Here is a 20286-nt window from a genome sequence, read left to right as displayed (position 1 = left end):
CACAAGGGTTCCCGCCCTGTTTGGATAAAAACGATGAAACTCTATTCTTATTTCAGAAGTTCGGCCGCCTACCGGGTGCGTATCGCCCTCAATCTCAAGGGGCTGCCATACGAGACCGAGTCAGTACATTTATTGAAAGACGGTGGCCAACAGAACTCAATCAGCTATCGCGCGATCAGTCCACTCGGGACCGTGCCCTGTCTTGAAACGAACGAGGGCGGCCATCTGGCGCAGTCTCTGGCTATCATCGAGTATCTGGAAGAAGTCTATCCCGAACCGCCGCTGCTACCCGCTCGCTCTGCGGACCGCGCCAGAGTTCGCAGTATTGCCCAGATCATCGCCTGCGATATTCATCCGCTCAACAACCTCCGAGTATTGAATTTTCTTACCAAGCAGTTCGACATATCGGCCGATGATAAAACCACTTGGTACAGACATTGGGTCAACCAAGGCTTGCTGGCCATTGAGAAAATGCTCGTCGATGATCCTCGAACCGGTCGCTTTTGTCATGGCGATACCCCTGGGTTAGCCGACTGCTGCCTAGTACCACAAGTGTTCAATGCGCAACGTTTCAATTGCTCACTGGAGCAAATGCCGACTATCCAGCAGATTTACCAAGCCTGTGAAGAACTGCCCGCCTTCCAGGCGGCCTCTCCCATCAATCAGCCAGATGCCGAATATACCCTTCAGCAGTAAAGCTGCAGGGTTGTTGACTACGCTCGTACGCCCTAGTCACATAGTTATCTATGCTCCTAGGGTCTCTCTCACTTGTCGCCTACCTGCAACTTCATTGAACTTGGGTATAAGTCTAAATATCAACGCCCAGCGATACTAATCCCTAATCTCTAAGAGTGACTTAGCCCGGTGGTTTGCAATACCACCGGCTAAGTTCAACCTGTTGCCGCAGCGCCGTTTGAATCTTTACCGTGCGCTTGAGACAGTTGCCTGCCCCGATATGGCTTTCAACAGTGCTATGCCAATTGAGTGGTAGTGTGAGTAGCGGATCGGGCATATCGGTCGCGATATCGAGCATCTCTAATTGTTGATGTGCCAGCGACCAGGCATGGCGGTATTGCCATTGTCGTTGAAAGCCTTGCAACAAAATTTGATGATATTGCAACAACCCCAGTAGTGACACCGCGAACAACAACGCGGCAACCAACACTTCAGGCAGGCTAAAACCCCGTTGCCCATCTCTCTCTACCGGCTCTATCCGCTCTATCCGATCAGTCCGCACAATCGCGCTCTCGCTTCTCTGGGCAAAAATCCAGCCAGCCCCCTTTTTGGGCCTTAAACCGACTATTACCCATATCTTGGACTTCCGTCGCCAGTTGGTATAACCACAAAGGTTCGCCACCCAGCGGCGCTCCAGCACCACGCACCACCACAATATCTGTGCGGGAGGAGTAGCGGGCACAGGCTTGTAAAGCATCGCTGTTTACTGGCAGACAATACCACCTGCTGCTCTGCAAAACGCTCTGCGGCCATGGCTGTGACAACCCCCAACTTAATGCTGAGGCGGCCTGATTATAGGCTCGCAGGTAACGCTGCTGGTCAACCGCCAGTAATAATGCACTGTCTAATTGCCGCTGCTGGGCGGTGAGCAACATTAACCCCATCACCAGAAGTAACATCACCGCCACCAGCGTGCTGCCCCCCTTTTGCCTCTGTCTCTTCACTGAGCCTCCATACTCACCACCCACTCCAAACGACTTTGTATCGTTTCCTGTATGCTTGAACGCCCAGTTAACCCCAGCAGAATAAAAGATTTCCCCCCGCTACGGGTTATCTGGCGAACAGTGAAGGATTCAATTTGTACCTCCTGCGGATCGAGTAAACGCTCCCAGCCGGATCCCTGGCAATGCCTAACACCACGTTGCCCTTCCAAAGCCCCAGCGCGCAGGCGGTAGCCAAAATATTCCGCCTCTCCGCCCTCTTCCCAACGCCCGTTAAGGTTTAGGTCATAAGCCACGATGACACAACTGGCCGGTGCCTCCCCCGCCACGCGACTGATTAACAGAGGGCGCCCCTGGCACTCTCCGGCACAAAAGCCACTACGCCGCAGATCCTTATCAATAGTGAACACTAACTGACGCAATAGCAGATCCAAACGGTAGTGATGCCCCACATTAACCGTTTGTTGGCGCAAAATCGGTAAGGCTTTGGCTGCCGCCAACGTAATCATGCTACCCACCGTCATCGCCAGCATGACCTCCGGTAAGGTAAAACCACGCTCTAATAGCTTGCGGTCTAATAACATACGGCCTAATGACATACGATCTAATGACATGGGGGAATACTCCGAATAGCGACCTCTTCACTGCATAAGCGTATCCGCCCCCTGGCGGACAACACCAGGCGTATACGGCCAACCGGGTTACCTAACACCAGGTGCCCGGCTTGGGCGTTATTGCGCACACCATAAAACCCCATCTCTTTTTGAGTAAACTCCTGCAACACCACCCCTGAGTGTTCTGGCGTAAATACCTCGTTAATCTGAGCGTGGCAACTGGACATCGGCGTACCACTGCCGACACACCAATGATCTCCTGGCTGCAACCACAACAAGGCATTGCGGTTATGCCAGTTAGCATCAGCCTGTAGCCGCATCAAAAATGCCTGTAATTGCAAAGCCGTCTGTTCCAGCCTCACCAATTGCTGGTAATGGTGCCACTGGTTAACGCCCCATGAGGTCAACATCCCCGCCAGCACGATCACCAACAGTAATTCAATCAGTGTCAGGCCATGTTGCCGATAAGAGTGAGCGTGATATTGGTTCATGGAGCCAGTGTAATTGGCCCGCAGAGCGGTAACAGCGGAGATAATGTTGATTGGAAAGCGGCGAGCAAAGTTTTTTTCTGTGCGGCAACAAGCGAGATAAAGTTATGCTCAACATCGCACAATTCACTGGTCGCGATTCAAGTACCGTACAAAAACCTAAGGCTCAGCAAATGCTGAGCCTTAGGTTCGACAAACGGAGAGAGCACAACGGGTTGTGCCCCTAAACGTCAGATGGCCACTGGCGCTTTGATCGCCGGATGGGGGTCATAACCGGTGATCTCAAAGTCATCAAAGCAGTAATCAAACAGTGATGCAGGTTTGCGTTTAATCACTAACTGCGGCAAGGGGCGCGGTTCACGTGTTAATTGCAACTGTGTCTGTTCCATATGGTTGTTGTACAGATGCGTATCCCCACCCGTCCAGACGAAATCACCCACTTGCAGATCACACTGCTGTGCCATCATATGCACTAACAACGCATAGCTGGCGATATTGAATGGCAAACCAAGAAATACATCGCAAGAACGCTGGTACAGTTGGCAGGAAAGTTTGCCATCGGCGACATAAAACTGAAAAAAGGCATGGCAAGGTGCCAACGCCATTTGATCCAGCTCGCCCACATTCCAAGCTGAAACAATGATCCGCCGTGAGTCTGGATCCTGCTTCAGTTGCTGTAAAACGTTGCTCAACTGGTCAATCTGGCGGCCATCGGCAGCACCCCAGGCTCGCCACTGTTTGCCATAGACCGGCCCCAGGTCACCATTTTCATCAGCCCACTCGTCCCAGATGGTGACTTTATTTTCACGCAGGTAAGCCACATTGGTATCGCCATTCAAGAACCACAACAGCTCATGAATAATCGAGCGCAAGTGACATTTTTTCGTGGTCACCAGCGGGAAACCTTCCTGCAAGTTGAAACGCATCTGGTGGCCGAAAATCGACAAGGTACCAGTGCCGGTGCGGTCAGCCTTAGGGGTGCCCTCGGCGAGCACTTTGTTCATCAAATCCAGATACTGTTGCATGGTTCCTCACGACAAATGTGGCTGTGGACGACGGCGATAAGCCCAAATCATCATAATAATACCCGCGAGCACCATCGGCACAGAGAGGATCTGCCCCATACTGATGATGCCGTCAAACAGACCCAACTGAGCATCCGGCTGGCGGAACATTTCAACAATAATACGGAATGCGCCATAACCAATCAGGAACAGCCCAGAAACTGCCCCCATCGGGCGTGGCTTGCGGATAAACAAGTTCAAAATAATAAACAGTACGATCCCTTCCAATACCAACTCATACAGTTGCGAGGGATGGCGTGGCAATACACCATACTGATTCAGTAATGGCAGCAAATCAGGATTACTGGCAGCAACAGCAATATCTTCTGCGCGCGAGGTAGGAAACAGCATCGCCCAAGGGGTGTCAGTCGTCACACGCCCCCAAAGCTCACCGTTAATAAAGTTCCCCAGGCGGCCCGCTCCTAAACCAAACGGAATCAATGGGGCCATAAAATCAGAGACCTGGAAGAAACTCCGCTTGGTACGGCGGGCAAACCACAACATCACCAGGATCACCCCGATCAGGCCACCATGGAACGACATGCCGCCATCCCAGACTTTAAACAGATAAAGGGGGTTATCCAGAAACAGGGGCAAATTATAAAACAGCACATAACCTACCCGACCACCAACAAACACGCCGACAAAACCCGCATACAGCAGGTTTTCCACTTCATCTTTAGTCCAGCCACTCCCTGGTTTGTTCGCCCGGCGAACCGCCAGCCACATGGCAAACACAAAGCCAACCAGGTACATCAAACCATACCAGTGCAAAGAAACCGGGCCGATAGAGAAAATGACCGGATCAAAGTCAGGAAACGCCAGATAGTTATTACTCATCTATCACCACAATATGTCTGTTATCCCCTTAATAATTCAAACTGCCTGGGTGTGAGCTGCGGTTATTCGCCCAGGTCACCTAGTTGGCTATGCGCCTAGGGCTTCCATCGCTTTCCGCCTGCAAGCAACTCGAATTATTTTGGGTATATGTCGATTATTCTTCCCCATCTGGGGTCGGTAACTACAAAAATGCTCAAAAGCACTCTGTGCAGAGAGGGCGCATCATAGCATAGCCTTAACCGTGCCTCAGCGTGCTGACCGGGAAAAATTCTGTAAAGTATTCACTTCAACGACCACCGCGGATCAACCCCCCCACACCGCGCCGCTCCATAAAAGCCGCGATCAAATGGCGAACATCGGTTGTGACTTGGGCGCTCAATACCCGCTGAGCCAGAGTTTGCGCATCGGCTAATTCAATATGGCGCAGCAAGTATTTGATACGTGCCACACTGCGACCATTCATACTTAAATGACGGTATCCCATGCCCACCAACAGCAAGGCTCCCATAGGATCACCCGCCAGTTCACCGCATAAGCCAACCTGTAGCCCCGCAGCTGTCCCTTGTTCAATAATCAGTTTGAGCACCTGTAACATCGCCGGGTGCAAGCTGTCATATAGCGAAGCGACGCGCGTATTATTACGATCGACCGCCAACAGATACTGCGTTAAATCATTGGTGCCCACGGAAATAAAATCAATACGCGCCGCCAAATGAGGGATCAGGAAGACCATCGACGGGACTTCCAGCATGATGCCGATCCTCGGCTTGGGTATTTGATACCCCAGCATCTCCTCCACTTCTTTTCCTGCGCGTTCAATCAGACGTTTAGCTTCGTCAATTTCATCCAGGCTGGTGATCATCGGCAGCAAGATCCCCAAATTCCCGGTACTCGCATTGGCACGCAACATGGCACGCACCTGAATCAGAAAAATTTCTGGTTGATCGAGAGTAATACGGATGCCACGCCAACCGAGGCAAGGGTTCTCTTCGCTAATCGGCAGATAAGAAAGCTGTTTATCAGCCCCCACATCCAATGTTCTTAGCGTGACTGGCTTTTGCGGATCAAGTTGCAGCATCCCCTGATATTGCGCCACCTGCTCCTCTTCTGACGGGAAGCCGCTTTGCAGCATAAAAGGGAGTTCAGTGCGGTATAAACCGACACCATCCACCCGCCCACCGAGCATTTGTTCATGTTCAGGGCAGAGACCGGCATTCAACATCACCTGAACTCGCTCACCGGATTTCAAACGGGCGGGCCGCTCAACGTCATCTTCGGCAAGTTTACTCAGTTCCTGCTCTTCGCTGATCAGGCGTTGATATTCCTGCACCAGCACCGGTTCTGGATTGACCAGCAATTCACCGCGATAGCCATCGACAATCAACAGGCGCTGTGCCAACAAAGCCGGTTGGATATCCGCCCCCATCACCGTTGGCACGCCCATGGCCCGCACCAGGATTGCCGCATGGGAGTTGGCAGCACCATCACGCACCACCACACCTACCAAACGATCCTGCGGCACCTCCGCCAACAACGTTACGGTCAGTTCATCGGTCACCAGCACAAAACGCGCTGGCCACTGGGTGGCCCCTTGAGTGCTATCATCAAGATGAAACAGCAAGCGCTGACCGAGTGCACGCAAATCACTGGCGCGCTCACGCAGATAGGTATCTTGCAACGCCGCAAACTGGGCAGCGAAGGCTTCAATCACCTGTTTTACCGCCCATTCCGCCACTGAACCGGTCTCTATTTCTGTAAAAAGCTCACGCTTCAGGCGGACATCATTCAACAAGAGAGAATAGAGATCGAAAATAGCCGCGCTCTCTTTTTGCGAGCTGGCGTTAAAGTGCTTGCTGAAACGCCGGAACTCAGCACCGGCCGCTTCCAGAGCCAGTACCAGGCGTTCACGTTCACTGGCAACATCCAGCGTGGAGGCTTGGTAGACCTGATCGAGGGAAGGTTGGCTACTATCCAGCCACCCTTCGGCCACGGCAACCCCTGGGGAGGCAGCTAACGCGCGGATGCGGATCTGGCGATATTGACTAAAAACAGCATTCAGCTGTGAGAGCGAGAGGATCCCGGCCATTTGCATGGCCAGGGTAACCATGAAGGACTCTTCACTTTCATCAAATTGGCGTAGCTCACGCTGCTGAACCACCAAAACACCCAGCAACTGCCGACGATGAATAATCGGCACCCCGAGGAAAGATCGAAAATCCTCTTCTTTGACCTGTGGAACATATTTGAAGCTCGGATGACTGTGCGCATCCGCCAGATTGATTAGCTCAGCCTTACGCCCCACCAGACCGACGATCCCTTCATCAAAGGCCAATGTGACGGTGCGCCCACGCGGCATTTTTAACCCTCGCGTGGCCATCAGGTAATAACAGCGACGGTCACTGTCTGCCAAATAAATAGAGCAGACTTCAGTATCCATAGCCAGACAGGTTTCATTGACCAAAAGGTCCAGCGCCTCTGTCAGGTTGGCCGTCGCGGCTACTTTTTCAACCACTTCTCGCAAGCGCGTGAGCATAGTCCGTTTAAATTAACCTCTCTTTCGGCGATAAATCGGGACCTGCCGCTGTACTGCCTGTTCCTGCATGGGCATCACAGTGACAGCAAATTCTTTCATTACCCGACGGTATACATCCCGTTTGAATGAGACCACTTGACGCACCGGATACCAGAAGTTCACCCAACGCCAACCATCAAACTCCGGTGTACTGCTACGTTGCATATTGATATCAGAGTCATTGCCCATGAGCTGCAATAGAAACCATTTCTGCTTTTGGCCGATACAAACCGGCTTTGTGTCCCAACGCACCAAACGTTTTGGCAATTTATAGCGCAACCAGTTACGGGTTGAAGCCAGAATACGCACCTCTTTTTTATTCAACCCTACTTCTTCGAACAGTTCACGGAACATCGCCTGCTCCGGCGTTTCCCCAGGATTGATACCCCCTTGGGGAAACTGCCAGGAGTGCTGACCGTAACGGCGAGCCCATAAGACCTGCCCCTGACGATTACAGATTACGATACCAACATTCGGGCGGTAGCCATCATCATCGATCACCGGACTACCTCGATAAGCATAAATTCGTATTGATAACCTGATTGTTTCACACAAGCTACAAGCGGTAAACCACTGCTTTGCAGCACATGTCTTCGGATAACATTCAGGTAACTCACAGATATGGGCCAAGTTATAAACACAGCTTAGGGTTTTAAGCGGATTTTATTCACTATTTCTGTGGATAGGTATGTGAAAAACTCAAGGGATAAGCTGGTACAACTCTGTAGAGCCTAAGAAATAGCGCTTCACCAAAATAAAATATATCATTAAAATACAATGAGTTAAGTAACAATTAAGGACGATTTGTCAGGTGAACTTACGATCGCTAGCGCTTTTATCTCTTTCTCTGGCGAAAGTTACAGCACCCTCGATTTTATCCACAGCTTATCCGCCAGAGTGGCCTATAAAACCGACAAGTTCGCAAAAAAAGTCTCGCGTCAAGGCTGTAAATCAAACCAGTGATCAGTAAAAAACTGGGTTATCCCATAAATCTGTGGATAAATAGGGGTAAGATCCTGTTCATTGTCGGTGGCTACCGATGAACAAACCATAATAAAAAAATTCGCACCCGCCAGGAAATTAAAAAAAACGATTATAAATCATAGTATTAATATTATTCTTTTCGATCTCACTACCCTTATTTTGGCTGTGAGTAAATACAGTGTATTTTTCAACCAGAACTCATGGGCTTGATTTATGACATATTCGTCTCCGTTACCACCGGAAAATGCACAGCAGTTGTTCGCACGAGCGCAAGCGTTAGCCGGTTTCACTCTCGGTGAGTTGGCCGTGGGTGTACAACTCAATATCCCTAAGGATTTAAAGCGTGATAAGGGTTGGGTAGGGACCCTGCTGGAACGCTGTCTGGGGGCGATGGCGGGCAGTAAACCAGAGCAGGATTTCCCTGAACTCGGCATTGAGTTGAAAACCATCCCTGTGGATAGCACCGGTAGGCCACTGGAAACCACGTTTGTCTGTGTGGCTCCCCTCACCGCTAACAGTGGCGTCACTTGGGAAAGTAGCCATGTGCGCCACAAACTGGCACAAGTGCTGTGGATACCCGTTGAGGGGGAACGGCAAATTCCGTTATCCCAGCGCCGTATCGGCTCACCATTGTTATGGCAGCCCTCGCAGGAAGAAGAGGATATGCTACGCCGCGATTGGGAAGAACTGATGGATTTAATCGTCCTTGGCCAGGTGGAACGCATCACCGCGCGCCATGGGGAAGTGCTGCAACTACGCCCCAAGGCCGCTAACAGCAAAGCGCTAACCGAAGCCATAGGTGAGCAAGGCCAACCGATTATGACACTGCCCCGTGGATTCTATCTTAAGAAAAACTTCACCGGTGCACTGCTGGCAAGGCATTTCGCCATTAACTGATGTTGATTCGCACAATGGCCTAAAGGCGATAAAGATTAAGCGGGGTATTAAGTAACAGTACCAAGCTGCCGAGAACCACGTATAATTCCGGTTTGTTTTTCTATTAGGATGTAGCGGCAATGTTTGAATGGATTATGGATCCCAATGCCTGGTTAGCGTTAGGCACGCTGACTATTCTTGAGGTTGTATTGGGTATCGATAACATTATTTTCCTCTCTTTGGTGGTAGCCAAATTACCGAAGGCGCAGCAGAACAAAGCTCGCCGTATTGGTTTAGCTGCAGCCATGCTGATGCGCTTGGCACTGTTGGCGTCAATAGCTTGGGTGATCCGCCTGACGCAACCGCTGTTCTCGGTGATGGATTTCAATATCTCCGCCCGCGATTTGATTTTGCTGCTGGGGGGGTTATTCCTGATTTGGAAAGCCAGTAAAGAGATTCATGAAACTATTGAAGGCTCAAATGAAGAACTGCACAGCAAGGTGCACTCTTTTTTTGGGGCCATCGTGCAAATCATGTTACTGGATATTATTTTCAGCCTGGATTCAGTCATCACCGCCGTGGGTCTGTCTGACCATCTGTTTATTATGATGGCGGCGGTAGTGATTGCCGTCGGGGTAATGATGTTTGCCGCACGGCCAATCGGGGAGTTTGTTAACCGCCATCCTTCAGTGAAAATGCTGGCGCTCTCATTCTTGATCCTGGTGGGCTTCACCTTGATACTGGAAAGCGTGCAAATCCACATTCCGAAAGGCTATATCTATTTTGCCATGTTCTTCTCAATGTCGGTTGAAGCATTGAATCTGATACGCAACAAAAAAGCACCCTCGGCCTAAAATTTAATCCAGGGGGGAGCACCTTGTTCCCCCTGAATTTATGTCAATTCTTCTGACGCAGGCACACCATAATCAGCTAACCCGCATCGCTCAAACCGCTCTCACTATTGTGAACATCTATTTAGGCGAGCGGCCAATTTAATCCTGCAGATAAAAAGCGCTAATCGCTAACCTACCCTTGCGGCTTGATTGCATAATGTGATATCGGTACTAGGGTCTGAGCCGGTGATCAAAGCGCTAACCGCTATTGCTCAGTAATAGCGACTATTATCTTATTTCCCTCGGCTTGGATATATACAGACAAGGCGTTTTATTGGCTTTGGATCTCTGACTTCTGCCTCACCGGGTATCTCCCGTCAGAAGGTCACCTGGAAGTGCTAACATTGAAGGAAGGCTGTTAATGCAATACCACCGTATTCCCCACAGTTCTTTAGAAGTCAGCGTGCTGGGGCTGGGCACCATGACCTTTGGCGAACAAAATAGCGAAGCTGATGCCCACGCCCAACTGGATTACGCATTAGCCGCTGGCATCAACCTGATCGATACCGCTGAAATGTACCCAGTTCCCCCTCGCCCGGCTACCCAAGGGCTGACAGAGCAATATATTGGCAATTGGATCAAAGCACGCGGCAGTCGCGATAAAATTGTGCTGGCCAGCAAAGTGAGTGGCCCGGTAAGAGGTAATGACAATAGCATCCGCCCTGAGCAGGCGTTAGATCGCAAAAATATCCGTATCGCACTGGATGCCAGCCTGAAAAGGCTCAACACCGATTATCTCGATCTCTATCAGTTACATTGGCCACAACGTACCACCAATTGTTTTGGCAAACTGAACTATCAATATACCGACGAGAAAGTTGCTGTTTCGCTGTTGGAAACCCTGGAAGCACTGAACGAGCAAGTCCGTGCCGGTAAAATACGCTATATCGGTGTCTCTAACGAAACACCATGGGGTGTGATGCGTTATCTGCAGTTAGCAGAAAAGCATGATTTGCCACGGATAGTCTCAATCCAAAATCCCTATAGTCTGCTGAACCGCAGTTTTGAAATTGGTCTGGCAGAAATCAGCCGGCACGAAGGCGTGGAGCTCCTGGCCTATTCCAGTTTGGCCTTTGGTACGCTTTCCGGCAAATATCTCAACGGTGCAAAGCCAGCGGGCGCCCGCAATACCCTGTTCAGCCGCTTTACCCGCTACACTTCACCACAGAGTCAATTGGCCGTCGCCGAATATGTCGCCCTGGCAAAAAAACAGGGGTTAGACCCATCACAAATGGCTTTAGCCTTTGTGCGGCAACAGCCTTTTGTCGCCAGCACCTTATTGGGGGCAACCTCACTCGAACAGTTGAAAACCAATATTGGCAGTTTTGATCTGGTGCTCAATGACGAAGTCTTGCAGGCACTGGAAGAGATCCATCGCCGCTTTACCATCCCTGCGCCGTAAAGCACTCAGGGCACGGTACTCCGTGCCCTGATATCGGTGCTTGGTTAGCGGAAATCAGATAAAAGCTAGGCTTTAGAGCGTAAATGAACAACCCACAGTGCCGTGATAGCCAGGGCGAATACCACGCCAAAACCAATGCCAATCGTCACTACTGGCACTTTTAATTCAACCATCCAGTAATATAGGCCCAGCATCAGCAGCATCGCGGTATTTTCACCCAGGTTTTGTACCGCAATCGCATTGCCTGCGCCAACAGACTGTTTACCCCGTTCCTGCAACAGCGCATTCAACGGCACGACAAAAAAACCGCCAAGCACACCGATGAGCAGTAACAAACCATAAGCATTCAATATATGGGTTTGTATGGCAAATAACGCCACTACCACCCCGACCAATATCCCGGCAGGCATACAACGTTTAACGTTTTCCAAAGTAATAAAACGTGCCGCCACCCCCGCCCCACCGACTATTCCTATCGCCACCATGGCGTTGAGTTGTGGGGCCGTGGAATTATCGTTAATCCCCAGCACCACTGGCACCCACATCACCAACAGTAAACGCAAGGTGATCCCAGCCCCCCAGAACAGGCTGGTACCAAGCAGCGAAAAACGCGTCATTCCATCTTTCCACAGCACCACACAGGCGTTGAAGAAACTGCGCCCTATCGCCGAAGGCCGCCAGGAGGTGACTTTATGCACTGCTGGCAAACGAGGGATAAAGCAGTTAGCCACCACCGCAATACCATACATCAAGGCACAAGCCACCAGCGCGGCCACAATATGCCAATCAGCCAGATAGCCACCCGCCAATGAACCAGTCAAAATAGCCGCAATGGTGGAGGCTTCCATCAGCCCATTCGCTTTAACCAGTTTTTCACCGCTGGTGATTTGACTAAGAATGCCATACTTCGCCGGTGAATAGGCGGCCGCGCCCACCCCCACCAGGCTATACCCCAAGAAAGGATCCCAGCCGAAACAAATTACCAACGCACCACCCACCTTGAGGGCGTTGGCAAACATCATCACCCGCCCTTTGGAGAAGTTATCCGCAATTTGGCCAACAAACGGCGCCATAATGACATAGGTCACCACGAAAGCCATTTGCAAAACCGGCTGGCTCCATTCTGGGTATTCTAATTGCTTAATCAACGCCAACGTGGCGAACAGCAGCGCATTATCACCAAAAGCCGAAAAAAACTGCGCGCAAATCACCGCTATCATCGGGCGTGATAACAACGAAGAATCAGGGGACTTCATCAAACACTCTCCGGCTGTTCAGCCATTTGGCGTAAAGTAACAAAATCCGCTTTGCCACTTCCCAGCAGCGGTAATGCCTTCAGCAAACGGATATCGCGTGGCACCGCCAACTCCGGGACACCCTGCTCACGCGCGACGCGCAACAAGGCCTCACGAGTGAGGCTGGGGGTATTGGTAAATAAGACCAACGCCTCACCTTTGCCACTGTCACTTTTCACGGTGGCGGCATGTAAGCCTTCCGGTGCCAGGCGCAATGCCAACTGTTCGACACTTTCCAATGACACCATTTCACCCGCCAGCTTGGCAAAACGTTTTACCCGTCCACGAATGGTGCAATAGCCCTGTTGATCAAAGCTGACAATATCCCCCGTGTCATACCAGCCCGCTTGCAGTACCCCATGTTCATCTTCCGCAGCAGGGGGCTCTAATTCGCCAGGGCGCTCAACCCGCAGGTAGCCTTTCATAATATTCGGGCCTTTCAGTTGCAGGCGGCCGCCATACTCAATCCCTGGTACCGCCATCAGGCGTGCTTCCATTTTCGGCATCATGCGCCCTACGGTCCCCACCTTCGCGGCCAGAGGAACGTTGATCGACACCACCGGCGCACACTCTGTGACCCCATATCCTTCCAGAATACGAATCCCGTATTTGTCCTGATAGATTTGGCGGGTACTTTCTGCCAGTTTTTCAGCCCCGGCCACCACATAGCGCAGGCGAGCAAAATCATAAGGGTGAGCGAAACGGGCATAGTTATTGAGGAACGTCGCCGTGCCAAACAGCACAGTACAGTTGCGGTCATACACCAGTTCCGGCACCACCCGATAATGCAGTGGGCTGGGGTAAAGAAACACTCGGCTACCGGTCATTAGCGGGGTGAATAATCCCACGGTTAAACCAAATGAATGGAACAAGGGTAGCGAAGACATAAAGCAGTCTCGCGGCGTGAAATCTGAAATAGTGCGGATCTGCTCCACATTGGCCAATAAACTGGCGTGAGAGTGCACCACCCCCTTCGGATTGCCTTCTGAACCAGAGGTAAACAGGATCAAGGCGGCATCCTCTGGCTGTTGAGGTACCATGGCCCGTTCTGGCTGGAACAGATGGCGCAGGATCCATAACTTATCTTGCAGGGTCACGCTATCTTTCAAATCTTCCAGATAGACCCAATTGGCTTCAGGTACCTGCTCGGGCAGATGAGTCAGCTTGCCTTTTTCCAGAAACTGGCGCGAAGTGACAATGGTTTTGATCTGCGCGGCAGTCATCGCACTGTTTAACCCCTTGGCGCCAGCGGTGTAATTGAGCATGGCAGGAATACGGCCACGTAACGAAGCACCGAAGATAGCGGCAGCAGTGATCGTGGCATTCGGCAACAACAAGCCGACATGCTCCCCTTGTTGGGTAAAACGCTGCAGAATCCGGCTAACCCCCAGCGCCTTTTTAATCAGCTGTTGGTAACTCTCTTCCTTGAAGGAGATATCTTCGATACAAGGCTTATTGCGCCCATAACGAGACTGCGCCGCTAATAAAGCACTAAACAGGGTTTGTGGTTTAATGCTATCCATCCGCGCCTGCATCATGATCTGATACAGTTTGTCACCCGCCAACTCCCGCCGCTCACGGGCTCGTGGAGCCTCCGGCATCGGCAAGGTTGTCGGAGGAAGGACGGTGATGTTCACTGCAGGAAACCAACGGAGTTTAAACACCCCAGCCATACGGCTAAAACGGCTAAACTCAAGGCCATCAATATGCACAGGAACCAGGGTCGCACCAGACTTGGCGGCAATAAAAGCCGCGCCATCATAGACCTTCATCAATGAACCGGTCACCGTGATACGCCCTTCCGGGAATATGACAATCGGCCTGCCCTGTTCCACCATCCGAACCAGATATTTGATGGCCATTGGCTTGGTGGGATCCAGCGGGACGAAATCGATAAAGGGTTTCAACCAACGCATAAACCAGCGTTGAGAAATCGACGAGTAAACCGCAAAAACCGGTTTGACAGGCAAGAATAGTGCCAGCAACGCACCATCCATAAAAGAGACGTGATTCGGTACAATCAGCAACTTCTGGTGTTCAAAATAGCTGGCATCACCTTCAACACGAACACGAAACAGCAAGCGAAACAGCGCACGTAATACAGATAATAACATCCCACTCTCCTACGGGATTAAGGGGCTCAGGGATTGGCCCCATAACGTAGCCAGCACCGCTGTAGCTTGAATAGCGATAGGGATGCCTCAGCCATAAGCCGAACCCTTGCTACTTGAAATATATATCCCCTTGATACTTCAAATTGCTTGGGTGCGAACTGCCTCCGTTCGCACCAGTCACATAGCGGGCTATGTTCCTGGCGACTCTCGGATTTTCCGCCCGCAAGCAAATCTAATCATTTGGGGTATAACGAACGGAGTATATAGAGATGACAGGTAAAAAAAAACCTACGCATTTGCGTAGGTTGGTGTAATCAAGATGGTTTCAACAAACAGTTTCAACAAGCAACTTGCTGATGTTCACCAATCAATACCTCTGGGACGCTTAATCTATCGTGTCATCGCCAATCACTGCCAGCGGCTAATCGCAACAGTCAGGTGCAAAATGTAACTAACGATGTCATTTTTCACCTCTGGTTGACATAATGGCGACGTCTTAACCAGTAAATGGACAAACCCAGATGAAAATAGTCTGATAATTCAAGTTGCAGCTTGTGGCTTTTTCCGTAAGACTGGCGGTTATCAGGCAGTTACTCAGGAAACGTTGAGAGATATGGCCACGATCAAAGATGTTGCCAGGCTGGCGGGCGTTTCCGTAGCCACAGTATCACGCGTAATCAATCACTCCCCCAAAACCAGCGAAAGTGCACGTACTGCGGTACAAGATGCCATGCAAGCGCTGCAGTATCACCCCGACGCCAATGCGCGCGCACTGGCGCAACAATCCACTGAAACCCTGGGTTTGATCGTTTCCGATGTGTCCGACCCCTTCTTTGGTACCATGGTCAAAGCCGTGGAACAGGTCGCCTATGCCACCCACAACTTTTTGCTGATTGGCAATGGTTATCACAACGCTGAAAAAGAGCGTCAGGCGATTGAACAACTGCTCCGCCACCGTTGTGCTGCCTTGGTGGTCCACGCCAAAAAGCTGACCGATGAAGAACTTATGGCCTGGATGGCACAAATACCGGGAATGGTGCTGATCAATCGAACCCTGCCAGGGTTCGAGCAGCGCTGTGTGGCGCTGGATGACCATTACGGTGCCTGGCTGGCAACACAACATTTGATCCAGCAGGGCCACCAACGCATCGCTATCATTTGTTCCACCCACCAGATTTCAGACGCCACCGATCGGTTACAAGGTTATCGGGATGCCTTGGCGGAACAGGGTATCACCGTGGATGAAAAGCTGATTGCCTACGGCGAGCCCGATGAGGTCGGCGGTGAACAAGCGATGACCGAACTGTTAAGCCGGGGCAAAAACTTCACCGCTATCACCTGTTATAACGACCCCATGGCTGCCGGAGCACTTTCGGTTCTCAGCGACAACAGCATCAACGTACCGGAACAACTCTCTTTAATTGGCTTTGATGATGTTTTGATTTCACGCTATTTGCGCCCGCGCCTGACCACCATCCGTTATCCGGTGGTAGCCATGGCGACACAAGCAGCACAACTGGCTTTGGCGCTGGCGAACAAACAACCCCTGCCGGAAGTCACCAATATGTTTAGCCCAACGCTGGTGCGCCGCCATTCAGTGGCTAATATCAGTCATCAAGTTGAGCCAAATCCAACCGATGCTTGATAATCCCTAGACCTGGCTAATCACCGGGTTTATACACGTCGCCATTCAAACTACAGGGTTGTTGGCTTCTCTCACTCACCCTAGTCACATAGTGGGCTATGCTCCTAGGGATTCATTCAATTGCCGCCTACCTGCAACTTGAATGAACCTAGGTATAGAGCCCCTATGGTAAACTGAGCGATATTGACTACTGCCGCTACTGATAGAGGTTACTGACTAATGATCACCATGTTGGATGTCGCCATTCGCGCGGGAGTGTCGAAAGCCACCGTTTCCCGCGTATTAAATGACACCGGTCTGGTGAAAAAAAGTACCCGCGACGCGGTGTTCAAGGCCATGGATGAGTTAGGCTATCGGCCAAACTTTCTTGCTCAATCACTGGCCAATAACAGCTCCAATAGTATTGGTCTGGTGGTGTCCAATTTCGATGGTCCCTATTTTGGCCGTTTGTTACGCCAGGCCGCCACGCTGACAGAAGCTAACGGCAAACATTTGATCGTCACTGATGGACACAATACGCCAGAAAACGAATTGCAGGCAGTGCATCTGCTGGCTGACCGCCGCTGTGATGCCATTATTCTCTATACCCGCTTTATGAGTGAAAGCGCACTGATGGCGCTGGTGGAAAGCTTGCCGGTGATGGTGGTTAACCGCAACCTCCCCCAAGCACCCGAACGCTGCGTGTTCTTTGAACAACAGCAGGCTGCCTACCAAGTGGTGGATTATCTGATTGGCCAAGGACACCGTGAGATCGCCTGTATTACCGGGCCGATCAACACCCCCACGGCCCAAGCACGCCTAGCAGGCTACCGTCAGGCCTTGGTACAGCATAATATTGCCTTCAACCCAGCGCTGGTTGCCAACAGCGATAGCAGCGTGCCGGGGGGATACCACAGCTGCAACACCTTGTTAGCCCACAGCAGCCATTTCAGTGCCCTCTTTGCCAACAATGATGATATGGCCATTGGGGCGATGAAAGCGCTGCAACAAGCCGGCAAACGTCTACCAGAAGATGTTTCACTGTTTGGCTTTGATGACGAACCCAGCGCGGCTTACCTGCAACCGGCCTTGTCTACGGTTTATCTGCCGATCGATATCATGATCGAAACCGCCATTACCCAGGCGTTGCGCCTGATTAATGGGCAACCGTTGCCACCGTTAACCCCGTTCACTGGTGAACTAAAACTGCGTGAATCGGTAATTCCCGGCCCCTACGCCACCGCTACCCTTGGTTCATAAAGTTGCAGCTAGGCGAGCGTGAGGCCGGCGAACACACTGGCCACTTACACCAGTTCTAATCCAATCAACTCTTCAATAGTCTGACGGCGGCGGATTAACCGTGGTTGCCCCTGCTCAAACAGCACCTCGGGTAATAATGGACGACTATTGTAGTTAGACGACATAGATGCGCCATAAGCCCCGGTATCATGGAATACCAGATAATCCCCTACCTGCACCGATGGCAACAGGCGGGTTTCAATGCCGCCCCCTGCTTGCTGGGTAAAGACATCACCAGATTCACACAACGGCCCGGCAATCACGGTTTCGTGCTCCGCTTGCTGCTCTAGATTACGCCCGTCAGCGGGTAACAATGAGATATGGTGGTAACTGCCGTACATTGCCGGGCGCATCAGATCATTGAAACCGGCATCCACCAAGACAAAATGGCGGCTCCCCATCTGCTTCACCGAGCGTACTTCTGCCACCAGCGCCCCCGCCTCCGCCATCAGAAAGCGACCCGGCTCAATCTCTAACTTGACCGGATGCCCCAGGTGCGCGGCAATCCGCTCACGAGCTCGATTCCACAAACCATAATAGTGCTCAGTATCCACCGCTTCCTCACCAAACTGATAAGGTACGGAAAGACCACCACCGGCTGAAATAGCGCTGATATCCTGCCCCAACGCTATCACCTGCTGCACCATGGCGTCGCATACGCGCTCCAGATGCTGATAATCCACACCCGAGCCGATATGCATATGTAATCCGACCAACTGCAAGCCGTATTGTTGCACTTGAGCAATGGCTTGGGGCAAATCGGCATACCAAATACCGTGCTTGCTGTTTTCCCCACCGGTATTGGTTTTCTGGCTATGACCATGACCAAAGCCGGGGTTGATACGCAGCCAGACTGGGTGCCCAGCGGAAACCTGCCCCAGTTGCTCCAACATATCAATCGAGCCAGCGTTAACCGGTATTCGCAATTCGCTGACACGTTGTAACGTAGCCTGATCGAGCAAATCTGCAGTAAAGACGATCTCCTCGCCACCCGGCTCAAAACCCGCCTTCAGCGCACGCTCAATCTCCCCCAACGATACCGCATCCACCTTCACGCCGTGCTCGCGCATCAAGCGCAGAATATGAATATTCGAACAGGCTTTCTGGGCAAAACGCACCACATCGAAATTATGCAATTGGTTGATACGATCAATAATAATATCCGCATCATAGGCCCATACCGGGCAGCCAAAACGTTTTGGTAATGCCAGCAGGTTGGTTGCATTAAGTGCTGTAGCGGTATCATTCAAGGCATATGGCATAACTTTGTTTCCATCATCAAATTTTCCCTATCATGCCGCGACCCAGTTGGTATGAAAAATATCTATTTAGGCCTAGTCTATTCATTTATGATATAGGTATAGTTTCGAGATGGCTCAATGATCTCGGCCTCATTATCTCGCTGGTAGACCCGATTCATGGAGCCTAAATATGCCCGCCATAACCCTGCGCCAGATTGAGATCTTTCATGCGGTAATGACCACTGGCAACCTGACTGAAGCGGCTGCCCTGCTGCAAACTTCGCAGCCGACGGTCAGCCGTGAACTGGCTCGTTTTGAGAAGCTGATCCAGTTACCGTTGTTTGATCGGGTACGTGGTCGTCTTCAGCCTACAGTGCAAGGGCTGAGATTGTTTGAGGAAGTGCAACGCTCTTATTATGGCCTGGAGCGTATCACCAATGCGGCCGCCGGGATCCGCCAATTCCAGCAGGCCCAACTGTCCATTGCCTGTTTGCCGGTGTTTTCCCAATCGTTGCTGCCCGCAGTCTGTAAACCCTTTGTTGACCGCTATCCTGAAGTGAGTTTCAGCGTGATCCCGCAGGAATCACCGCTGCTGGAAGAGTGGCTCTCGGCACAGCGTTATGACCTGGGTTTGACAGAAAATACCCTGACGCCAGCGGGCACGGAACGCATGACGTTAATGACCATGAATGAAGTCTGTGTGCTCCCTGCCGGGCACCGCCTGTTGGCTAAAGCACAACTCACCCCACAGGACTTTACAGCAGAGAACTTTATCAGCCTGTCTGCCACCGACAGTTATCGGCAATTACTGGATACGCTGTTCCATGAACAAGGGGTCGAGCGCCGGATGGTGCTGGAAACCCATAGCGCGGCTTCCGTGTGTGCCATGGTCAAAGAAGGTGTCGGCATATCGATTGTCAACCCACTGACCGCATTGGATTATGCCAGCAACGGCATCCATATCCGGCCCTTTAGTGTGGCTGTGCCCTTCACGGTGAGTTTGATCCGCCCACTACACCGCCCCTCTTCTGAACTGGTGAGCACTTTTGTTCAACATTTGCAGCAGCAGGCAGAAACACTGCTCACCAAATTGGCGGGGGTCTGACGAATCCCCACAAAATCCAGTTTGATTTTGAATAACTCTATAATGATTAATTTTGTTATAAAACAATTTATTAAGTTTAATTCCACTTGAACCATGACTAAAAATCAGCAGACGATATAAGTGCTGAAAAAAGCACGGAAGCTGACGCCATTGAAGGCGCTGAACGTAGCTACGGCGCATAGGCAAAAACGCCAAGGAT

18 protein-coding genes are annotated in these 20286 nt (G+C 51.3%); 7 read left to right on the top strand and 11 right to left on the bottom strand.

The window, feature by feature from the left end:
• The first annotated feature begins 33 nt into the window (after positions 1-33).
• On the top strand, positions 34-696 hold the full coding sequence (gene maiA, locus AC2A06_RS12830) for a maleylacetoacetate isomerase (RefSeq protein WP_484380545.1): 663 nt from the start codon (positions 34-36) through the stop codon (positions 694-696).
• A 160-nt stretch (positions 697-856) separates the two neighbouring features.
• On the opposite strand, the gene AC2A06_RS12825 is transcribed toward maiA, so the two are convergent.
• The 8 genes from AC2A06_RS12825 to rppH form a co-directional block, all read right to left on the bottom strand.
• Positions 857-1237 carry a prepilin-type N-terminal cleavage/methylation domain-containing protein gene (locus tag AC2A06_RS12825; RefSeq protein ID WP_484380544.1) on the bottom strand — a complete coding sequence of 127 codons (381 nt, stop codon included), beginning with the start codon at positions 1235-1237 and terminating at the stop codon, positions 857-859.
• Positions 1227-1679, bottom strand: coding sequence for a YgdB family protein (locus tag AC2A06_RS12820; RefSeq protein WP_484380543.1), 453 nt, complete (start codon positions 1677-1679; stop codon positions 1227-1229). The genes AC2A06_RS12825 and AC2A06_RS12820 overlap by 11 nt, the downstream gene beginning before the upstream one ends.
• On the bottom strand, positions 1676-2290 hold the full coding sequence (locus AC2A06_RS12815) for a prepilin peptidase-dependent protein (RefSeq protein ID WP_484380542.1): 615 nt from the start codon (positions 2288-2290) through the stop codon (positions 1676-1678). Before AC2A06_RS12815 ends, AC2A06_RS12820 begins: the two co-directional genes overlap by 4 nt.
• Positions 2281-2781, bottom strand: coding sequence for a prepilin peptidase-dependent protein (locus tag AC2A06_RS12810; protein ID WP_484380541.1), 501 nt, complete (start codon positions 2779-2781; stop codon positions 2281-2283). Before AC2A06_RS12810 ends, AC2A06_RS12815 begins: the two co-directional genes overlap by 10 nt.
• A gap of 227 nt (positions 2782-3008) precedes the next feature.
• Positions 3009-3803, bottom strand: coding sequence for a thymidylate synthase (gene thyA / locus AC2A06_RS12805; RefSeq protein WP_023489623.1), 795 nt, complete (start codon positions 3801-3803; stop codon positions 3009-3011).
• A 6-nt stretch (positions 3804-3809) separates the two neighbouring features.
• Positions 3810-4682, bottom strand: coding sequence for a prolipoprotein diacylglyceryl transferase (gene lgt, locus AC2A06_RS12800; protein WP_023489624.1), 873 nt, complete (start codon positions 4680-4682; stop codon positions 3810-3812).
• 286 nt (positions 4683-4968) lie between these two features.
• Positions 4969-7215 carry a phosphoenolpyruvate--protein phosphotransferase gene (gene ptsP, locus AC2A06_RS12795; protein WP_473197043.1) on the bottom strand — a complete coding sequence of 749 codons (2247 nt, stop codon included), beginning with the start codon at positions 7213-7215 and terminating at the stop codon, positions 4969-4971.
• Positions 7216-7227: 12 nt separating this feature from the next.
• A complete protein-coding gene (gene rppH / locus AC2A06_RS12790; protein ID WP_484380540.1) occupies positions 7228-7755 on the bottom strand; it encodes an RNA pyrophosphohydrolase in 528 nt (175 codons plus the stop codon).
• A 696-nt stretch (positions 7756-8451) separates the two neighbouring features.
• Between rppH and mutH the strand changes: the two genes are divergently transcribed.
• From mutH to AC2A06_RS12775, 3 genes are all read left to right on the top strand, one after another.
• Positions 8452-9135 (top strand): DNA mismatch repair endonuclease MutH, encoded by a 684-nt coding sequence (gene mutH, locus AC2A06_RS12785; RefSeq protein ID WP_484380539.1) that lies wholly within the window; start codon positions 8452-8454, stop codon positions 9133-9135.
• Between the two features lie 119 nt (positions 9136-9254).
• Positions 9255-9968, top strand: coding sequence for a TerC family protein (locus AC2A06_RS12780; RefSeq protein WP_484380538.1), 714 nt, complete (start codon positions 9255-9257; stop codon positions 9966-9968).
• A 400-nt stretch (positions 9969-10368) separates the two neighbouring features.
• Entirely contained in the window at positions 10369-11409 is a 1041-nt protein-coding gene (locus AC2A06_RS12775) for an NADP(H)-dependent aldo-keto reductase (protein WP_484380537.1), read from the top strand.
• A gap of 65 nt (positions 11410-11474) precedes the next feature.
• Here AC2A06_RS12775 and lplT read toward each other — a convergent pair whose 3' ends face one another.
• Both lplT and aas read right to left on the bottom strand, forming a co-directional pair.
• Positions 11475-12665, bottom strand: coding sequence for a lysophospholipid transporter LplT (gene lplT, locus AC2A06_RS12770; RefSeq protein WP_484380536.1), 1191 nt, complete (start codon positions 12663-12665; stop codon positions 11475-11477).
• Complete coding sequence (gene aas, locus AC2A06_RS12765) at positions 12665-14818, bottom strand: bifunctional acyl-ACP--phospholipid O-acyltransferase/long-chain-fatty-acid--ACP ligase (protein ID WP_484380535.1); 2154 nt, start codon at positions 14816-14818, stop codon at positions 12665-12667. The genes lplT and aas overlap by 1 nt, the downstream gene beginning before the upstream one ends.
• A 613-nt stretch (positions 14819-15431) precedes the next feature.
• On the opposite strand from aas, the gene galR reads away from it, so the two are divergent.
• The gene (gene galR / locus AC2A06_RS12760) at positions 15432-16463 is read left to right on the top strand and encodes an HTH-type transcriptional regulator GalR (RefSeq protein WP_023489632.1); all 1032 of its coding nucleotides are present in this window, start codon (positions 15432-15434) and stop codon (positions 16461-16463) included.
• Positions 16464-16682: 219 nt separating this feature from the next.
• A complete protein-coding gene (locus AC2A06_RS12755) occupies positions 16683-17702 on the top strand; it encodes a LacI family DNA-binding transcriptional regulator (protein ID WP_484380534.1) in 1020 nt (339 codons plus the stop codon).
• A 44-nt stretch (positions 17703-17746) separates the two neighbouring features.
• On the opposite strand, the gene lysA is transcribed toward AC2A06_RS12755, so the two are convergent.
• A complete protein-coding gene (gene lysA / locus AC2A06_RS12750; RefSeq protein ID WP_484380533.1) occupies positions 17747-19003 on the bottom strand; it encodes a diaminopimelate decarboxylase in 1257 nt (418 codons plus the stop codon).
• A gap of 169 nt (positions 19004-19172) precedes the next feature.
• On the opposite strand from lysA, the gene AC2A06_RS12745 reads away from it, so the two are divergent.
• Positions 19173-20087: a LysR family transcriptional regulator gene (locus AC2A06_RS12745; protein WP_484380532.1), complete on the top strand. Its 915-nt coding sequence runs from the start codon at positions 19173-19175 to the stop codon at positions 20085-20087.
• Positions 20088-20286: the final 199 nt, after the last annotated feature.

The organism is Serratia sp. HNCC26DJ244 (genome assembly GCF_057180565.1).
The sequence above is the reverse complement of the archived record's forward strand: the minus strand, read 5'-3'. Positions and strand labels throughout refer to the sequence as shown.